18 protein-coding genes are annotated in these 20,210 nt (G+C 34.8%); 17 read left to right on the plus strand and 1 reads right to left on the minus strand.

Translation table 11 applies throughout. The features are described 5' to 3' along the window. Positions 1-22: 22 nt before the first annotated feature. The 17 genes from J4O15_RS11210 to J4O15_RS11290 all read left to right on the plus strand — a co-directional run bounded on the left by J4O15_RS11210 (position 23) and on the right by J4O15_RS11290 (position 19,031). On the plus strand, positions 23-2,311 hold the full coding sequence (locus tag J4O15_RS11210; RefSeq protein ID WP_208100833.1) for a RelA/SpoT family protein: 2,289 nt from the start codon (positions 23-25) through the stop codon (positions 2,309-2,311). Then, complete coding sequence (locus J4O15_RS11215; RefSeq protein WP_208100834.1) at positions 2,311-2,973, plus strand: MBL fold metallo-hydrolase; 663 nt, start codon at positions 2,311-2,313, stop codon at positions 2,971-2,973. The genes J4O15_RS11210 and J4O15_RS11215 overlap by 1 nt, the downstream gene beginning before the upstream one ends. Beyond that, the gene (gene hemZ / locus J4O15_RS11220; protein WP_208100835.1) at positions 2,970-4,394 is read left to right on the plus strand and encodes a coproporphyrinogen dehydrogenase HemZ; all 1,425 of its coding nucleotides are present in this window, start codon (positions 2,970-2,972) and stop codon (positions 4,392-4,394) included. Before J4O15_RS11215 ends, hemZ begins: the two co-directional genes overlap by 4 nt. Next, on the plus strand, positions 4,381-5,640 hold the full coding sequence (gene hisS, locus J4O15_RS11225) for a histidine--tRNA ligase (RefSeq protein WP_208100836.1): 1,260 nt from the start codon (positions 4,381-4,383) through the stop codon (positions 5,638-5,640). Before hemZ ends, hisS begins: the two co-directional genes overlap by 14 nt. Before the next feature lie 13 nt (positions 5,641-5,653). Continuing rightward, a complete protein-coding gene (aspS, locus tag J4O15_RS11230) occupies positions 5,654-7,438 on the plus strand; it encodes an aspartate--tRNA ligase (protein WP_208100837.1) in 1,785 nt (594 codons plus the stop codon). A gap of 34 nt (positions 7,439-7,472) precedes the next feature. Continuing rightward, entirely contained in the window at positions 7,473-8,150 is a 678-nt protein-coding gene (locus J4O15_RS11235) for a response regulator transcription factor (RefSeq protein ID WP_208100838.1), read from the plus strand. A 47-nt stretch (positions 8,151-8,197) separates the two neighbouring features. Continuing rightward, positions 8,198-9,649: a glutamate--tRNA ligase gene (gene gltX / locus J4O15_RS11240; RefSeq protein WP_208100839.1), complete on the plus strand. Its 1,452-nt coding sequence runs from the start codon at positions 8,198-8,200 to the stop codon at positions 9,647-9,649. Further along, positions 9,624-11,465, plus strand: coding sequence for an ATP-dependent helicase (locus J4O15_RS11245; RefSeq protein ID WP_208100840.1), 1,842 nt, complete (start codon positions 9,624-9,626; stop codon positions 11,463-11,465). Before gltX ends, J4O15_RS11245 begins: the two co-directional genes overlap by 26 nt. A 42-nt stretch (positions 11,466-11,507) precedes the next feature. Further along, positions 11,508-13,037 carry a sensor histidine kinase gene (locus J4O15_RS11250; RefSeq protein ID WP_208100841.1) on the plus strand — a complete coding sequence of 510 codons (1,530 nt, stop codon included), beginning with the start codon at positions 11,508-11,510 and terminating at the stop codon, positions 13,035-13,037. A 3-nt stretch (positions 13,038-13,040) separates the two neighbouring features. Further along, entirely contained in the window at positions 13,041-14,231 is a 1,191-nt protein-coding gene (gene cbiD / locus J4O15_RS11255) for a cobalt-precorrin-5B (C(1))-methyltransferase CbiD (protein ID WP_208100842.1), read from the plus strand. After that, on the plus strand, positions 14,228-14,908 hold the full coding sequence (gene cobI, locus J4O15_RS11260) for a precorrin-2 C(20)-methyltransferase (RefSeq protein WP_208100843.1): 681 nt from the start codon (positions 14,228-14,230) through the stop codon (positions 14,906-14,908). The genes cbiD and cobI overlap by 4 nt, the downstream gene beginning before the upstream one ends. Position 14,909: 1 nt before the next feature. Further along, the gene (cobJ, locus tag J4O15_RS11265; RefSeq protein WP_208100844.1) at positions 14,910-15,641 is read left to right on the plus strand and encodes a precorrin-3B C(17)-methyltransferase; all 732 of its coding nucleotides are present in this window, start codon (positions 14,910-14,912) and stop codon (positions 15,639-15,641) included. After that, positions 15,634-16,398: a precorrin-6A reductase gene (gene cobK, locus J4O15_RS11270; protein WP_208100845.1), complete on the plus strand. Its 765-nt coding sequence runs from the start codon at positions 15,634-15,636 to the stop codon at positions 16,396-16,398. The genes cobJ and cobK overlap by 8 nt, the downstream gene beginning before the upstream one ends. An 8-nt stretch (positions 16,399-16,406) precedes the next feature. Continuing rightward, complete coding sequence (gene cbiE, locus J4O15_RS11275; RefSeq protein ID WP_208100846.1) at positions 16,407-17,648, plus strand: precorrin-6y C5,15-methyltransferase (decarboxylating) subunit CbiE; 1,242 nt, start codon at positions 16,407-16,409, stop codon at positions 17,646-17,648. A gap of 63 nt (positions 17,649-17,711) precedes the next feature. After that, entirely contained in the window at positions 17,712-18,119 is a 408-nt protein-coding gene (locus J4O15_RS11280) for a hypothetical protein (RefSeq protein ID WP_208100847.1), read from the plus strand. Beyond that, positions 18,116-18,457 carry a zinc ribbon domain-containing protein gene (locus tag J4O15_RS11285; protein ID WP_208100848.1) on the plus strand — a complete coding sequence of 114 codons (342 nt, stop codon included), beginning with the start codon at positions 18,116-18,118 and terminating at the stop codon, positions 18,455-18,457. The genes J4O15_RS11280 and J4O15_RS11285 overlap by 4 nt, the downstream gene beginning before the upstream one ends. Before the next feature lie 10 nt (positions 18,458-18,467). Beyond that, positions 18,468-19,031: a putative immunity protein gene (locus J4O15_RS11290; protein ID WP_208100849.1), complete on the plus strand. Its 564-nt coding sequence runs from the start codon at positions 18,468-18,470 to the stop codon at positions 19,029-19,031. 45 nt (positions 19,032-19,076) lie between these two features. Here the strand turns inward: J4O15_RS11290 and J4O15_RS11295 are convergent, their stop codons facing one another. Beyond that, positions 19,077-20,210 carry an ABC transporter substrate-binding protein gene (locus tag J4O15_RS11295; protein ID WP_208100850.1) on the minus strand — a complete coding sequence of 378 codons (1,134 nt, stop codon included), beginning with the start codon at positions 20,208-20,210 and terminating at the stop codon, positions 19,077-19,079.

Consider the following 20,210-nt stretch of genomic DNA (forward strand, 5'->3'; position numbering starts at 1 on the left):
TAGTTTAGGCTAAAGGAGTTTAATGAAAGAGGATAATTTTAATTTTCTAGATGAAAAAATAGAAACTCAGATTGATAAACCGGCTGATTTTACATCACCGGAGAGTTTATATAAAAAACTTGTTAATATCATATTACATTATCATCCTTCAGATGATATCAGTATGATAACAAAAGCTTATGAATTGGCAAAGACTGCACATAATGATCAAAGAAGAAAATCCGGTGAACCATATATAATTCACCCTATTTGTGTTGCAATAATCCTTGCGGAGCTTGAACTTGATAAAGAGACCATAGCAGCCGGACTTTTGCATGATGTAATAGAAGATACAGCTATATCATTTGAAGAGCTTTCAGATATGTTCGGTGTAGATGTTGCAAATCTTGTGGACGGAGTTACAAAACTTACACAGCTCTCATTAAAAAATGATAAAATCGAAATGCAGGCTGAAAACTTAAGAAAGATGTTTTTGGCTATGGCAAAGGATATCAGGGTTATACTTATAAAGCTCGCCGACAGACTTCACAATATGCGTACACTTCAATATATGAAGCCTGAAAAACAAAAAGAAAAGGCAAGGGAGACTATGGATATATATTCTCCTATTGCACAAAGACTCGGTATTTCAAAAATCAAGGTGGAGCTTGACGATCTTTCTCTTAAATATTTACATCCGGATATTTACTATGATTTATCGGAAAAACTCGCATTCAGAAAAGAACAAAGACAGCAATTTGTTGATGAAATAATAAAAAAGTTTAACGAACATCTATCTGTTACAGGGATAAAATATCAGATAAACGGTAGAGTAAAGCATTTATTTTCTATTTATAAAAAAATGGTAAATCAAAATAAGACTCTGGATCAGATTTATGATGTTTTTGCAATAAGAATAATAGTTGAAGATGTGGCGGCATGTTATTTGGCACTTGGCACTGCGCATGAGATATATAAGCCGATACCCGGCAGATTTAAAGATTATATAGCTATGCCAAAGCCAAATATGTATCAATCACTTCATACTACTTTAATATCCGATACAGGTCAGCCTTTTGAGGTGCAAATAAGAACCTATGAGATGCATAAGACTGCTGAGTTCGGTATTGCCGCACATTGGAAATATAAGGAGACCGGAAGCAGTTCGGAGGCACAGGGTTCTGAAGATGCCAAGATGAACTGGCTTAGACAAATCCTTGAATGGCAGAAGGATACATCTGATAATGCTGAATTTCTTAAAGTTATAAAAAGCGATTTGGATCTTTTCTCGGACAGTGTTTATTGCTTTACCCCAAACGGAGATGTAAAGAATCTGCCTGCCGGCTCCAATCCTATTGACTTTGCCTACTCCATACATTCCGCTGTAGGTAATAAAATGGTCGGAGCAAGGGTAAACGGCAGACTTGTAAATATAGATTTTGAGCTTACAAGCGGTGACAGAGTAGAGATAATAACATCACAAAACTCAAAAGGTCCAAGCAGGGACTGGCTGAATATTGTAAAGTCAAATCAGGCAAAATCAAAGATACTGCAATGGTTTAAAAGCGAGCTGAAAGAAGATAATATTATTCGTGGCAAGGAAATGCTTGAGAAATATTGTAAGGCAAAGGGAATCAACTGGTCTGAAATAAACAAACCCCAGTATCAGGAAAAGGTGATGAAGCGCTATGCTATAAAGGACTGGGATTCCATACTTGCATCTCTTGGACATGGCGGATTAAAAGAGGGGCAAATCATCAATAAGATGGTTGAGGAGCAAAAAAAGACTGCTAAAAAAGAGATTTCAGAAAGTGCTCTTTTAGAAAGCCTCGGTGAAAACAATAATAGTGATTTTATCCGTAAAAAGTCAAAAAACGGTATCACTGTAAAGGGTATTGAGGATTTGGCAGTAAGATTTTCAAAATGCTGTAATCCTGTGCCGGGTGATGAGATAGTAGGCTTTATTACCCGAGGAAGGGGTGTATCAATACATAGAACGGATTGTATAAATGTAATGAATCTTCCTTCAGATGACAGAACAAGGCTTATACCTGCCGAGTGGCAGGAGTTTGAAGATGCCAAGCTTGAGGAAAAATATCAGACTGAACTTCAGATTTTTGCTCATAATCGTACAGGACTTATTTTTGATATAATACGAATTTACAGTGAAAACGGTATTACAATCAATAATATGAATGCACGTACCAATAAACAGGATATTTCAACTATAAATATGGTATTTGATATCAGAGGAAGAGAAGAGCTTAACTCATTGATAGGAAAGTTAAGACAGATTACCGGAGTAATAGATATTGAAAGGGCAACAGGTTAATGAATAATATAGGAATATATGTGATGACACTTGGTCCGGTACAGACCAATGTATATATAGCTTACAATAAAGAAAGCTTGGAATGCTTGATAGTGGATCCGTCCGCTCAGGGTGATGCTATAATCAATGTGATAGAGGAAAATAAATTAAAGCCTATGGCGATACTACTTACACATGGGCATTTTGATCATATAATGGCGGTAAATGATCTTGTGAAAAGATATAATATCAAAGTGTATATTTCAAAGCATGATGATGAGATGCTTTCCGACAGCCATAAGTCAGGAGGAAGATCCTTTATAGGAAACGGCTATATTACAAAGGCGGATGTTTTGCTGGATGACGGGGATATTCTAAATTTACTTGGCACAGATATCAAATTTATAGCTACGCCCGGACATACAAAGGGGTCGGGATGCTATTATATTGAAGATGAAAAGCTGCTGTTTTCAGGTGATACGGTATTTAGAGAGGATTGCGGCAGAACGGATCTTTATGGCGGTGACAATCCTTCTATTATAAAGTCAATCTATGAAAAGGTACTTACTCTGCCTGAGGATGTAAATATTCTGCCCGGACATATGGAAATGACCACAGTAGGACATGAAAAGAAATATAATCCTGTTGCAATATATGTGCAGGAGCATGGTATAAACAGATGATATCATTATTACTTGAGGATATGACCTTTGAACAGGATATCAGAGAACTTTTAATGGCTTTTTATCCGGGAGAAAAATATATCTACAAGGATGAAGATGCGATACTTTCTTTGAATTTGTTTAAGGTAGATAATAAGTATCATATCAAAATAAGTAGTGATGATAAAATACTTGAATTTATTTCGCCGATAAAAGAAGCGAAAATTGATACAAAAAATGATTTAAAAAGAAATATTTACAATAATCTTTTAAAACTTGGTAATGAAAAGCTTCCATGGGGAACTCTTACAGGAATAAGACCTACAAAGATTGTTATGGAAATGCTTGAAAATAATATATCTTTGGAAGATATAAGAAAGCATTTAAAGGAGATTTATCTCGTAGGTGATAAAAGGATCGAACTTTGTATAAATACTGCAAGAACAGAATTTGAGATACTTAAAAAGGTGGATTATAAAGAGGGATACAGTCTCTATATAGGCATACCTTTTTGCCCGACAAGATGCCTATACTGTTCATTTACATCATATTCCATATCTCAGTGGAAAAAGGATACGGATATTTATATTGAATCTCTTTGTAAGGAACTTATTGCAGTATCAAAAATGTATGCCGGTAAAAAGCTACAAACCGTTTATATGGGAGGTGGTACACCTACTTCTTTAGAAGCGCATCAATTGGCAAAAATTTTAAATGTTGTAAAGGAAAACTTTGATCTTTCAAATCTTTTGGAGCTTACTGTAGAAGCCGGAAGAGCTGACAGCATAACAAGAGAAAAACTTGAGGCTTTAAAGGCTGCGGATGTGGATAGAATTTCTATAAATCCACAGACCATGCAACAAAAGACTTTGAATTTGATCGGCAGACAACACACCGTTGAAGATATATATGAAAGTTTCAGTCTTGCAAGAGAAATCGGATTTGAAAATATAAATATGGATTTTATTATCGGGCTAAACGGTGAGAACTTGGATGATGTTATAGACAGCTTTACAAAGGTTAGAGAATTTGCGCCCGAGTCTATTACCATACATTCGCTTGCGCTAAAGAGAGCCGCAAGACTTAATACAGAGAATAAAAGAGAAATCATGGATAACAGCCTGATTTTATCAATGATAAATACGGCAATTGATACCTGCATTGATCTTGGATTAAATCCGTATTATTTATATCGCCAAAAGAATATGGCAGGAAATCTTGAGAATATAGGTTTTTCAAAACCGCATAAAGAATGTCTTTATAATATATTGATTATGGAAGAGAAACAGACTATCATAGCTTGTGGAGCGGGAACATCAAGTAAAATAGTTTTTGGTGACGGCAGAATTGAGAGAATCGAAAATGTTAAAGATCCCAAGCTGTATATTGAAAGACTTGATGAAATGATAATGAGAAAGGAAAAAATGAATGGCATTGATTAAAAAAAGTGTCACCGGAATGAAGGATATACTTCCTGAGGAGATGTTTATCAGAGATTATTTGATAAATATTATTAAAAAGACTTATGGAAGCTTCGGTTTTAACTCCATTGAAACTCCGGCTATGGAGCATATAGAAAATCTTTTAAGTAAGCAGGGCGGTGACAATGAAAAGCTTATTTTTAAGATTCTAAAAAGAGGTGAGAAATTACAGCTTGAAAATATAAATGATGAGAATGATTTGGTGGATGCCGGACTCAGATATGACCTTACATTGCCGCTTGCCAGATATTATGCAAATAATCAGGCAAATCTTCCAAACCCTTTTAAAGCTTTACAGATAGGTAATGTTTATAGAGCCGACAGACCGCAAAAGGGCAGATTCAGACAGTTTACACAATGTGATATAGATATTTTGGGTGAGGCCTCAAATCTTGCGGAAATAGAGCTTATACTTGCCACCACAAAGGCACTCAGTCAGATAGCACATGGTAAGAAGTTTACTGTAAGAATAAATGACAGAAGAATTCTTATGGCAATGGCTCTTTATGCCGGTTATTCACAAGATAATATAAGTAATGTGTTTATTATCCTTGATAAGATGGATAAAATCGGACTTGAAGGAGTAAGGAAAGAATTAAATGAACTCGACGGAGAGGAAAAATGTGAGAAATATCTAAGTCTTTTTGACGGACTCACAAATGATTCAAAAGCACTTATTTCTTTAAAGGGCAGTCTGTCAGGTTTTATTGAAGAGGGTGTTTTAGATGGCTTATCCGAGATAATGAATACAGTATTGGATGTTAAATCAAATGATTTCTCATTGGAATTTGATCCTACTTTAGTTCGTGGTATGGGATATTATACCGGCACCATTTTTGAAGTAAGTATGGAAGGTTTTTCCGGTTCTGTAGCAGGTGGAGGAAGATATGATAAAATGATCGGAAAATTTACAGGTAATGATACGGCTGCCTGCGGTTTTTCTATCGGTTTTGAAAGAATTATAACCATACTTATGGATGCAGGATTTAAAATTCCGGATGAAAGCAAAAAAATTGCATTCCTTTATGAAAAGAATATTGAAGCGGCGGTATTGACAAATATATTAAAAGAGGCGGCGGCATTTAGAGAGTTGGGAAATATTGTTTTGGTTTCCAAAATGAATAAAAATAAAAAGTTCCAAAAAGAAGGGCTTGAAAAACAAGGATATACACAATTCAAAGAATTTTATAGAGAAGCTTTAAAGTAGTTAGGAGAAGAAGATGGCAGAATCAATGCTTGGCTTAAAAAGGAGCCATAGATGTGCAGAGGTTGTAAATGCAACTCTTGAGAGTGAAGTTACTGTAATGGGTTGGGTTCAAAAGAACCGTAATAAGGGTGGAATCATATTCTGTGATTTAAGAGATCGCTCAGGTATATTACAGATTATTTTTGAAGAGGAAGAATGCGGGAGTGAGGTGTTTAATAAGGCAATGAAGCTTAAGCAGGAGTTTTGTATTGCTGTAACAGGAATATTAAAAAAGAGAAGCGGAGCTTTTAATGAATCACTAAAGACAGGTGAGCTTGAAGTCAGAGCCACAGGACTTAGAATACTTTCAGAGTCTGAAACTCCGCCATTCCATATAGAAGAGGATTCAAAGACAAAGGAAGAACTTAGACTAAAATACAGATTCCTTGATCTTAGAAGACCTGATCTTCAAAGAAATCTTATGGTCAGAAGTAAGGTGGCTACAACCACAAGAAATTTCCTTGCCGAAAACGGATTTCTAGAGATTGAAACACCTACTCTTATAAAGAGTTCTCCTGAGGGTGCAAGAGATTATCTTGTGCCAAGCCGTGTATATCCGGGAAGTTTTTATGCACTTCCGCAGTCACCACAGCTTTTTAAGCAGCTTTTGATGGTATCGGGCTATGACAGATATTTCCAGCTTGCAAGATGCTACAGGGATGAGGATCTTAGAGCCGACAGACAGCCTGAATTTACACAGATAGATATGGAACTTTCATTTGTTGACGTGGATGACGTTTTGGATGTAAATGAGAGACTTTTACAAAGACTCTTTAAGGATGTACTGGATATTGATATAGCACTTCCTATACAGAGGATGACATGGCAGGAGGCTATGGACAGATTCGGTTCGGATAAACCGGACCTTAGATTCGGCATGGAATTAAAGGATGTTTCAAATGTCGTTGCAAACTCTGAATTTGCAGTATTTAAAAATGCTTTGGCGGCAGGTGGAAGTGTAAGAGGTATCAATGCAACCGGACAGGCAGGAATGCCAAGAAAGAAAATTGATGCTCTTGTAGAATTTGTAAAGAGTTACAGAGCCAAGGGACTTGCCTATATGGCTATTGAAGCTGACGGAAATATCAAGTCATCATTTGCCAAGTTTATGACAGAGGCTGAGATTGAAGGATTAAAGCAGGCAATGGATGCAAAGCCGGGAGATATGCTTTTCTTTGCGGCAGACAGCAATAAGATAGTCTGGGATACTCTTGGCGCATTAAGAGTTGAACTTGCAAGTCAGCTTGGACTTTTAAAGAAGGATGATTACAAATTCCTTTGGGTTACAGAGTTCCCTCTGCTTGAGTGGTCGGAGGAAGAAAACAGATTTAAGGCAATGCACCATCCTTTTACTGCGCCTATGGATGAGGATTGGCAGTATATTGACTCGGATCCCGGCAGAGTAAGAGCCAAGGCATATGATATTGTACTTAACGGTACCGAGATAGGCGGAGGTTCCGTAAGAATACATCAGGGTGATGTTCAGGCAAAGATGTTTGAGGTACTCGGACTTACAAAAGAAGTAGCGCAGGAGAGATTCGGATATTTGCTTGAGGCATTCAAATATGGTGTTCCTCCTCATGCAGGACTTGCATACGGTCTTGATAGAGTGGTAATGCTTATGGTGGAAGCTGATTCTATCAGAGATGTTATAGCATTCCCTAAGGTAAAAGATGCATCGGATCTTATGACAAATGCCCCTGACAGAGTGGATGATGCACAACTTAAGGAACTTGGACTTATAATAAAAGAGGAATAGCAATTTTGCTTGACCATGCTTAGTTGGAGATTATATGGACGATGTAAAGATATTGGTGGTGGATGATGAAGCCAGAATGAGAAAACTTGTAAAAGATTTTCTCACCATTAAAGGATTTATAGTGTTGGAAGCACAGGACGGTGAACAAGCTTTAAGAGTCTTTGATGAAAATAAAGATATAAAGCTTATTTTACTGGATGTTATGATGCCGAAACTTGACGGCTTTGAAACCTTAGAGGTTTTAAGGCAGTATTCTAAAGTGCCTGTTATTATGTTGACTGCCAGAAGTGAAGAAAGAGATGAACTTTTGGGATATAAGCTTGGTGTTGATGAGTATATTACAAAGCCTTTTTCACCAAAGATACTTGTAGCAAGAGTGGAGGCGGTACTTAGAAGAACAATAGGTGAATCTGAAGAAAAGCTGGTAGCAGGTGCTATTGAGATAGATAAAGTGGCAAGAAGCGTATATATAGATCAAAAACCTGTTGATTTAAGCTTTAAAGAATATGAACTTTTAACATATTTTATTGAGAATAAGGGGATTGCATTGTCCAGAGAAAAGATTTTAAGTTCTGTATGGAATTATGATTATTTTGGTGATGCCAGAACCATTGACACCCATGTAAAAAAACTTCGTGCAAAGATGGGTGAGCGTGGAGACTATATAAAAACCGTTTGGGGCATGGGATATAAGTTTGAGGTGACATCATAGTAAGCATTTTGATAAAGTGCTGTAAAGTTAATAGATAAGGAGAGGGTATGACAAAAATAAGGACAAGATATGCACCAAGTCCTACCGGAAGGATGCATGTGGGAAATCTAAGAACCGCATTATATGCATATTTAATTGCAAAGCATGAGGGTGGAGATTTTCTGCTTAGAATAGAGGATACAGACCAGGAAAGATATGTGGAGGGTGCTATAGACATCATCTACAGAACCTTGGAAAAAACAGGTCTTATACATGATGAAGGTCCTGATAAGGATGGTGGAGTCGGACCGTATGTGCAGAGTGAAAGACAAAAACAGGGACTCTACTTGGAGTATGCTAAAAAACTTATAGAAAATAAGCAGGCATATTATTGTTTTTGTACTCCGGAAAGACTTAATTCACTCAGATCAAATGTGAATGGTGAAGAAATTATGAAATATGATAAGCATTGCCTTTCACTGTCCGAGGAGGAAATAAAAGAAAAACTTGAAAGCGGTATCCCATATGTGATCCGTCAAAACAACCCTACAACCGGAACAACATCATTCCATGATGATATCTATGGTGATATTACAGTGGATAATTCCGAGCTGGATGATATGGTTCTTATAAAATCGGACGGCTATCCTACTTATAACTTTGCCAATGTTGTTGATGATCATTTAATGGGCATCACACATGTAGTTAGAGGAAATGAGTATCTTTCATCATCACCTAAGTACAACAGATTGTATGAGGCATTCGGATGGGAAGTACCGACCTATGTACACTGTCCTTTAATAACCAATGAGGAGCATAAAAAGCTTTCAAAAAGAAGCGGACATTCATCATTTGAGGATTTGACAGAGCAAGGTTATGTCTCAGAGGCAATAGTAAACTTTGTGGCACTTCTTGGATGGTCACCGGAGGATGATAAGGAGATATTCTCTTTACAGGAACTTATAGAGGCTTTTGATTATAAACATATTTCAAAATCACCTGCAGTCTTTGATATGGTCAAGCTTTCATGGATGAATGGTGAATATTTAAAGAAAATGAGTGAGGAAGATTTCTTTAAACTGGCTGAGCCATATATTAAAGAAGTTATAAAAAAGCCGCTGGATATTAAAAAGATATCAAATATGGTAAAAACAAGAATAGAAGTATTGCCGCAGATAGGTTCACATATTGACTTCTTTGAGGAATTACCTGAATATGATACAGAAATGTATACACATAAAAAAATGAAAACAAATTCTGAGAATTCATTAGCTCTTTTAAAGGAAGTATTACCGCTTTTAGAGAATACCGATGAGTATACCAATGATAATTTGTTCTCTATCTTACAGGAATTCGGTAAGGAACATGAGTATAAGACAGGATTTATTATGTGGCCTATAAGAACTGCACTTTCAGGAAAGCAAATGACTCCTGCCGGTGCTACGGAGATTATGGAAGTTCTTGGAAAAGAAGAATCAATAAGAAGGATTAAGATTGGAATTGATAAATTACAGCAGTAATCAAAAAAAAGCCATAGAACATGGGGGCGGTCCCTTGATGGTGTTGGCAGGTCCCGGCTCCGGAAAAACCTTTGTAATTACACACAGAATAAAATATCTTATAAAGGGGCCGGGTGTAAACCCGGCCCATATTTTGGTTGTCACATTTTCAAGGGCGGCGGCAAAGGAGATGAAGGACAGATTTGAAAATCTATACAGCAAAAGCCCTGTCACTTTTGGAACCTTTCATTCAGTATTCTTTAGCCTTTTAAAAACTGCCTATGGCTTTACATCGGAGCAAATAGCATCTGATGAGCTTAGATATACAATTATAAAAGAATTGATAAAAAGAAACTCTATATTAAATGAGGATATTAATACTCTTTCAGGTAATCTTTTAAATGAAATTGCCCTTATAAAGCAGGACAATATAAATATAAAAAATTATTATTCAAACAGTATAGGAAGTGATGTATTTAAAAAAATATACAGGGAATATGAGGCTGAGCTTGAAACATTAAATAAACTTGATTTTGAAGATATGCTTTCCTTGACCTATGAACTTTTAAGTGAAAGAGAAGATATTTTAAAAGCTGTACAAAACAGATATCGATATATACTTGTGGATGAGTTTCAGGATATTAACTTTTTGCAGTATAATATAATAAAACTTATGGCAGGAAAAGACCAAAATATTACAGTTGTCGGGGATGATGATCAGTCCATATACAGATTCAGAGGTGCAAGACCGGAGATAATGCTTGGATTTGAAAGAGATTTTAAAAATGTTTCAAAAGTTTTTTTGGATATCAATTTCAGATCGAGCACTCAGATAGTTGATGCTTCAACAAAGCTTATATCATTTAACAGTAAAAGATTTCCTAAAAGCTTTAGGGCTCATAAGGGTAGTGGTGCACCGGTTTCCGTGATAGAATTTAAAAATCCTTTCGGGGAGGTCAGCTCCATTGTAAATGATATAAAGGAATATATAAGAGCGAAACAGGATATAAACAATATTGCTGTACTTTATCGCACCAATCTTTCGCCAAGACTTTTAATAGAAAGAATGATGAAAAACAATATCCCTTTTACAATAAGGGATTCCATTCCAAATCTGTTTGAACATTGGGTGGCAAAGGATATAATATCCTATATAAGGCTTGCCCTAAATACAGGCAATAAAACCGATTTGCTACGAATATCAAATAAGCCGAACAGATATATAAGCAGGGATTCACTTTCCTCATCAAAAGCAAATATAGAAACACTTTTTGATTATTATGATGATAAAAGTTATATGATTAAAAGAATAATAGAATTAAGAGAGCATCTTAGAACAATAAAGAATTTAAAGCCGGCAACAGCCCTTAGATATATCAGAAATGTAGTCGGCTATGATGAATATATAGAAGAATACTGTGATATGAACGGCATAGAAAGTGATGACTGCTATACCGTTCTTGGTGATTTGGAAAACAGTGCCTCTGAGTTTAATACTTTTAACGATTGGTTTATACATATGGAGGAGTATAAAAATGAGCTTATTGAGGCGAGAAAAAAATCAAATGAAGATGATACAGGTGTAAGACTTATGACCTTCCATTCTTCCAAAGGTCTTGAATTTGATATAGTATATATTATTGATGTTAATGAGGGGAGTGTTCCTTATAAGAAGGCAAAAGGAGCTGAAGAGATAGAAGAAGAGCGCAGAATGTTTTATGTTGCGATGACAAGAGCCCGAAATAAGCTTTTTATTTGTTATTGTAAGGAAAATTTTGGAAAGTCAATAGGTAAATCTGACTTTATAATAGAACTTTCCTCCAAAGAAAGACCGTAATTGATTTAGAGTGAAATATCTTACGGTCATTATGAGGTGTATATGATAAAAAAATTCAGTCATTCTCTTCGCATGAAGATAACCTTAATAATACTGTTTTTTATTTTTATATTATTATTGTCCATGGGAGTATTAAATAATTTCGGACTTCCGTTGTTTTATCAAAATGAAAAGGTCAGTGATATAAAAGAGGCATATTTAAAAATAGATAATGAAGTAATGAAAATCGGTTCTTCGGGGCAGGCAATTATTCAAAATAACCATGAAAATCAATCTGTTATAAATGACAGTGTATCAAATATTATTGTGGAATACTCCAATAAATATAATATTACTATAGTATTGGTGGATTCTTTTACAAATAAGGCAATATATTCCTCTGCAAGAGAGGGAGACAGCCTTTTAAGCAGGATACAGGACGGATTTATAGGTAATAAAAATATTGACAGCAAGGATATTCTGTATAAAAGTGAAAATTATACAATAATACTGCATAGAATAGCTCAAAAAAGCTCTTTCATTGAAGCTTTCGGATATTGCAGCGATAATCAGACCATGGTTATTATGTCCACACCTGTTGCCAGCTTGAAAGAAAGTGTGAATATATCAAATAAATTTCTTGTTTATATTGCAATTATAGGCTTTATTATTACAATAATCATAACTTTTATTATCGCAAAAATGATTACAAAACCTATACTTTTATTGGCAGATATATCAAATAAAATGGGGAAACTTGATTTTACCGCCAAATATACAGGAAACAGAAGTGATGAGATTCAGACACTGGGACAGAATATGAACTATATGTCAGACAGACTGGAAAAGGCAATAAATGAATTACAAAAAGCCAATGAGCTTTTAAAAGAGGATATAAAAAGAAAAGAAGCTATTGATGAGATGCGAAGGGATTTTATTGCCAATGTATCACATGAACTTAAAACACCTATTGCACTTATACAAGGCTATGCCGAGGGGCTGAATGAGGGGCTATGTGAGGATGAGGAAAGCAGAAAGTACTATACCGAGGTGATTATGGATGAAAGTGAAAAGATGAATAAAATGGTAAAACAACTCCTTACACTTTCATCACTTGAATCCGGAAACAGTATATTAAATAAAGAAAAATTCAATATAACTGCACTTATAAGCAATATTCTGGGCTCGATATCTATATTGATAGGCGAAAAAAATGTAAATATAATCTTTGATTCAAACAAGGAAATATATGTATATGCTGATGAATTCAAAATAGAAGAGGTAATCACAAATTATATAAGCAATGCAATTCATCATGTAAAAGACTTTGGAGAAATAAAAATCACTGTAGATGATGACGGTAAGAATATCATTTTTAAGGTTTATAATACAGGAAATCCGATACCGAAAGAGGATTTAGGCAATGTTTGGGAAAAATTCTTTAAAGTTGATAAGGCACATTCCAGAGCATATGGTGGAAGCGGCATAGGACTTTCCATAGTAAAAGCAATAATTGAGGCACATAATGGCAATGTTGATGTAAGAAATATAAATGACGGTGTGGAATTTGGCTTTAGAATACCAAAGGCATAAGATATGACAATTGATGAATTTAATATAAAAAACGGCAATGTACAAAGATATGGATTTACAACAGGTACAAGTGCAACAGCTGCCGCAATGGGGGCATTATATCTTTACCTTAATTCCGAAAAAAAGATGGTTGAAGTGGAGCTTCCTGCAGGCATAAGCTTAAGTATTCCTATAGAATATTCCAAAGTGGAAGACGATTATTATATTTGCGGTGTTATAAAAGATGCAGGAGATGATCCTGATGTTACCGATGGAATTTTAATCAGCGCAAAGCTTGAATTTATAAAAAAGAATGAGGGACTTGAATTTAATTTTTTTGCGGGAGAAGGTGTAGGAACATTCACAAAGAACGGACTTGCTCTTCCAAAGGGTGAGGCGGCTATAAATCCTGTGCCAAGACAGATGATGATTGACAATCTTGGAAGTGTACTGAGTGAATTCGGGTATAAAGGATTTGTCAATATTACTATTATGGTACAAAACGGTATTGAAATTGCAAAAAAAACATTTAATGAAAGGCTTGGAATTATAGGAGGTATTTCAATACTCGGTACTTCAGGTTTGGTACTTCCAATGAGTAAGACTGCACTTTTAGAAACAATAAAAGCAGATATAAAGTTTAGATTACAAAACTCCGATAAAAAGCGAGTGTACTTGGCACCCGGAAATATAGGGGCAAAGTTTCTTGAAAATAATTTTAATATAGAAAGCAATATTGTTGCAATTATCAGTAATTTTATCGGTGAAGGTATTGACTATGCCATATCAAATGATGCAAGAGAAATCATATTATGCGGTGATATGGGAAAGCTTATAAAGCTTTCCGGCGGAATAATGAATACTCATTCAAATGATTCGGACTCAAGACTTGAATTACTTACAGCCGCAGTTTTAAAATATGCTTTAAAAATCAATTATGATTTTACTTTGCTGGCACCGACTATAGCTGATATACTGGAACAAAAGACTACCACAGGTGCCATAACCATAATAAAAGATAATAATCTTGAAGGATGTTTTGATATACTTGCAAATCAAATGCTTTATTATGCATATAATCGTGCGTTTAAGGCGGAGATATTTTATCATAAAAACAGATTTGCAAATATTGATGAGTTTAAAAATAATTTTAAAATAAGAATTATTGTTTTTAGCGATAATTATACGATTATAGATACGGGAGAAAATATATGAGTAAACTATATGGTGTAGGAGTAGGTCCGGGAGATCCTGAGCTTATGACAATAAAGGCTGTAAATGCAGTAAGAAACTCCGGTACAGTCTGCTTTGTCGGGAAAAGTGAGGCAAGTTCGGTAGCATTTAATATAGCAAAACAGGCAATACCTGAGATAGAAGAAAAGAAAAAGGTTTGTATTGATTTTCCGATGACCAAGGATAAGGATATATTGGAGGAGGCACATGCAAAGATTACAGCTTTAATAAAAGATCTTTTAATGGATGGAGATGTTGCATTGCTTACACTGGGAGATCCGGGAGTATATGCAACATATTCATATATCGCTGAAAGACTGAAAAAAGAAAATATACAAATAATCACTATTGCAGGCATTACCTCATTCAGTGCAGCTGCAGCCAGACTTTCAATACCTTTGACACTTGCAGATGAAGAGCTTCATATAATACCTTCATCATATTCCTTTGAGGAAGCTTTTAATTTAGAGGGCACTTTAGTATTTATGAAATCCGGAAGAAGCTATGAAAAGCTGGCAAAATATATCAAAGAGAATAAATCTGATTGTAATGTGTATATGGTGGAAAATTGCGGAATGAAGGATGAAAAGATTTTTATAGGATCAAAAAATCTGCCTGAGAGCAGTGGATATTTTACATTGATTATTGTGAGAGGTTAGAATGAAACAAATTTATATAATTGGTATGGGGCCCGGTAAGTATGAGCAGATGACCGTGGAGGCTATTAAAAAAATAGAGGAAAGTGATGTAGTAATAGGCTACACGGTATATACCGACCTTATAAAAGAAATATGGCCTGATAAAGAATGTCTTTCCACACCTATGACAAAGGAGTATGAAAGATGCGTAATTGCATTTGAAGAGGCAATGAAGGGTAAAACCGTAGCATTTGTCTGTTCCGGTGATGCGGGAGTATATGGACTTACAGGTCTTATGCTTGGTATAGCACCTAAGTATAAAGAAGTAAGGGTAAGTACCATGGCAGGAGTAACAGCCGCACTCTCAGGTGCCGCAATAATCGGTGCACCGCTCATACATGATTTTGCTATAATAAGCCTTAGTGATCTTTTGACACCATGGGAGAAAATAGAAAAAAGACTCGAGTGTGCGGCAATAGGAGATTTTTGTATATGCCTATATAATCCCGGAAGTAAAAAGCGTGTGGATTATTTACAAAAAGCCTGCGAAATACTTTTAAAACATAAAGATAATAATACCCCCTGTGCCATTGCAAAAAATATAGGTAGAGAGGGTGAAGAATACAGTATCTACAGCCTTTTAGAGTTAAAGGATGTAAAGGTAGGTATGTTTGAAACCGTATTTATAGGAAATTCCATGACAAAGGTAATAGAAGGAAAGCTTGTTACACCAAGAGGATATAACAATGAGTAAAATTCTTATTTTTGGAGGAACAACCGAAGGCAGAGAAATTGCCACAGCATGTGATAATCTTTGTATAGATACATTACTCTGTGTAGCTACGGGATATGGCAAGGAAGTTCTACCCCTGTTTACAAATGTAAGAGTAAGCGATAAAAGATTAAATATAGATGAAATCTCATCTTTAATAGAAAAGAACGATATTTCATATGTTATAGATGCCACACATCCATATGCCTATGAAATTTCAAAAAATATAGAAACAGCCATAAAAAATTTGGACAATAAAAAAGTAATGCTTTTAAAAATACAAAGGGAAGATATAAATATCTCATCTTTTTGCGGAATACTTGAGTTTTCAAGTAATGAAGAGGCTGTAAAATACCTTTTAAATACAAGCGGAAATATATTACTTACAACCGGCAGTAAAGAGATAGCTGACTACAGCGAACTTTCAAGCCGTATTTTTCCAAGAGTTCTTCCAAGTGTAGACTCGATAAATGCCTGCCTGTCGGCAGGAGTTGCCTCAAAAAATATTATAGCAATGCAAGGTCCTTTTTCTAAGGAGTTAAATGAAGCTATAATAAAGGAGTTTGATTGTAAATACCTGGTAAGTAAACTCTCAGGAAAAAGCGGTGGTTTTGATGAAAAGATAGAGGCTGCAAAAAGCACCGGTTGTAAAGCTATAATAATATTACCAAAGATAAAGGTAACAGGTATTACAGTGGCTGAATGTATAGAAAAAATTAAAAAATATTATAATAAATAGGATTTGTTATGAAAAACACTAAAAATATAAATCTCATAGGAATAGGACTTGGCAATCCGAATCTTTTGACAAAAGCCGCCTATGAAGCAATTAAAAACTCTGATATAATTATAGGCGCCAAAAGAATAGTGGACAGTGTAAAAGAATATTTTAAAGACAAGACTTATTGTATTGAATATAAAACAGAAAAAATAATTGATATTATCAGAACAAATATAAGTTATGAGATAGCAATAGTTTTTAGCGGTGATATTTCGCTTTTTAGCGGCAGCCAAAAACTTTTTTCTGAAATAGATAAAGCTATAAAAACCGAAAAAGAATTCCATGGAGTAACTATAAAGACCTATCCGGGAATATCCAGCTTAAGTTATATATGTGCTAAGAGCAATATAGATATTTCCAAGGTAAAGATATTATCATTTCATGGCAAGGAGGAACTTTTATATCATAATATATCTTCAAATAAATATACATTTATAATTACATCAAAGGCTGAAGGTGTAAAAGAGATTTGCAAAAAGCTTATTAAATTCGGATTTCATGAGCTTGATATAATACTTGGTGAAAATCTCTCTTATGATGATGAAAAAATTACAAAGTCAAAGGCATCACAGCTTATAGAAATGGAAATATCAGATTTAAACTGTATGATTATTTTAAATCCGGATGCAGACAAATCAATCAGCTTTGGACTGTCTGATGAAGTCTTTGTCAGGGATAAAGTTCCGATAACAAAGTCTGAGGTAAGAGCCGTGATTATGAGTAAATTGGATATTTGCCCTGACAGTATATGTTATGATATAGGCGCAGGAAGCGGATCAATCAGTATTGAAATGGCAAGGCTTGCTTATGAGGGAAAGGTATATGCCATAGAAAAAAATCAACTTGCGGTGGAGTTGATAAAGAAAAATATTCATAATTTCAATGCTGAAAATATAGAACTTATACATGCAAAAGCACCTGCAGGACTGGATAATATACTTGATGCAGATAAAATCTTTATAGGTGGCAGCAGTGGTGAACTGATAAGTGTGATGGATATGATATTCTCATCAAAGAAAAATCCCACTGTTGTGATTTCAGCCATAACAATGGAGACTATAGCACAGATAAGCGATATTATCAAAATGGCGAAGGAAAGAGGCTATGATACTGAAATTACAGCCGTAAATATATCAAAGTCAAAAGAGGTAGGACCTTATAATATGATGATGGCACAGAATATGGTGTTTATAGCAAAAATATGGTAACAGATTAAAAATGCCGCCATACTTCTTCGACAATCTCGCATTATAAGACATGATGACAGAAAGGTGAATAAAAGTGAATACTATAAAGAAAGTATAGTCTACTGTCCAAGCTGTGGTGCGGAAATAAATTTAAATTCACAGGAAGTGACATGCCCTTACTGTAATGCAATTATTTTACATCAATTTTTTGATTGGCAGGTGGAAAGTTTTGATTTTTATGATAAAATGGGAAACACCGGTAAATTTTTTCTACTTGTTTTTAGCTTATGGGGATATAGTTTTCTTATTTTAGGAACAGGATTATCTTTTTATAATATTAGTTGGATTATTTCTCTTATATTAATATTTGCCGGTGTTTCAATACCTATTAGTCTATTATCTCTTTTAAACATTAAACAAAACAAGTTAAAAAAGAAGATTGTACGCTATTCAGAAAGCTATCTTAGAAGCTGTATCAATGAAGAGCTTTGAAAAAAGAAAATAAAGAAGATTTGCTTTCCTTTAATGTAAATAAAATTAAATTAAATTCAGTATGGAATAAGGATGAAGAAACCTATATCAAATTAAAGGTACATATATCAAGAACTTTCTTAAAAAATACAGGAAAGCTTTTAATTAAAAAAGAAAATCTTAGTTTATGTATGAAAAGAGCAAAATATCCAAGTAGGATAAAGAGCAGGGGAGAAATATATATTGAAAAAGAATGTCCAAGCTGCGGTGCAAACTTTATGCCTGATAAAAACAATAATTGCTCGTATTGCGGATATGGATTACAGGTTTATAACGGAAAATGGAAGATAGTAGAGTAAAATACAAAAAATGAAAAATAATTATAAGGATTACGCATGGAATGAATTTGAGAAAAACTCATATCTAAATGGTGAAATAAAAATACCGTCAAAGTATAAAATAAAAATAGATGATGATTTGGAAAAAAGAATTGAACTTGAGTTAATATTAGAAAAATTACCACAATATTATTTATCATATTGGGCGATTACAAATGCTAAAAGATATATTGATTATATAAATATTAATAATGAAAACCTTAAAAAATCTATAATAGAAGAGAGTTTACAAGCCTTAGAAAACAGGCTTAACGGAAAGATAAATGCATACAATCTTCGAAAAGCATGGTTCCTTGCCAATACTTTATCAAAAAATTCTATTGATGAAGTAAGTAAATATGCTGCAAGAATATACGCACAGGCTATTGCAACAGGACATATGAGAGGACATGCAATAGTATCATCCGATTATGCAATTAAATTAATTAATCTTAAATATAAAAATGATTATGATATGGTGAAAAGTGAAAGAAATATACAGATAGAACTTGCAAAAAGTTTTATACTGAAAGCGGAAATTTATATCGATATTTAAAAGACGGACCGGTTTTATCTCCGGCCCGTCTTTTAATATAAAATATCAGTTCTTCGGATAGTCTTCAAGATTAGGGTTCTTGCAGTCAAGAATCATCTGTGCTTCATCATCTGAAAGATCATAACCAAGGAAAGTTGAGTAAAACTTCTTTACTTCATCCCTTATACTGAAATCGGTAAATAAATCAGGATATAAAATCTGTGCACACCACTGTGGTTGAAGTGCGGCATCCACACCATAGCGATCCCATGCGAAAGCACCCTTAGGATTTGAATATACCTTATTGTTCTTTACAGCCGAAAGATTTGCCCATGTAGCATCACCCATGATTTTTTCAACTTCAGTCTGCGGCTTTCCTGTAATAAGGACATCAGGATCCCATGCCATCACCTGCTCAATACTTATATTCTTAAGGTTACCCTCAACTTCCTGTCCTGCAGCATTCTTTCCACCTGAGAATTTAATCCACTCATCAATAATTGTATTTGCACCGTCAAAGTTAAGCTCATATACAGAACTTCCATGTGCTACGGAAAGTCTTTGATCCTCAGGGATGGAAGCGGTACGCTCTGCAACCCATGATGTTCTTTCATCAAGATAAGCTATATAATCATCAGCAATCTTAATCGCATCTCCACCGAATACCTCTGCTGTAAGCTTTACAGATTTTTTAAGCTCATCATAGTTTGTAAACATACAGTTTATAAAAGGAATACCTGCATTTGTAAACATCTCTCTATAGTCTTCATTTGAGCCGAATACAACATCAGGTTTAGCGGCAATAATTTCTTCAAGATTCATATCTGTTGAAAATTCTGTTGACTTTGCATTGTAGAAATTAGGACATATAGCATACATCCATGGAAATTTTTCCGGAGTAGCGGATGTAATCAACATACCTTCAGCTTTTTTGAGCATAAGGTCTACTTCATTATGTGCAAACCAGCTTTCAACATAGGTATTTACTTCCATTGGAATCTCAACTTCCACACCTTTCATATCTGTAACTTTACGAGTTGTGCTTTTTTGCTCTGCTGTAGTTTCCGCCGCTGTAGTTTCTACTGCTTTGGTTTCAACAGCAGCCGACTCTTTGCTTGATGTGTTGGCACATGCTGTAACCATAAATGTACACATTAATGCTGCTAAAAGTGCTTTGACAATACGATTATTTTTTCTCAT

Origin of the sequence: Lachnoanaerobaculum sp. Marseille-Q4761, assembly GCF_017565785.1 — a bacterium.
Classification (GTDB): Bacteria; Bacillota; Clostridia; order Lachnospirales; family Lachnospiraceae; genus Lachnoanaerobaculum.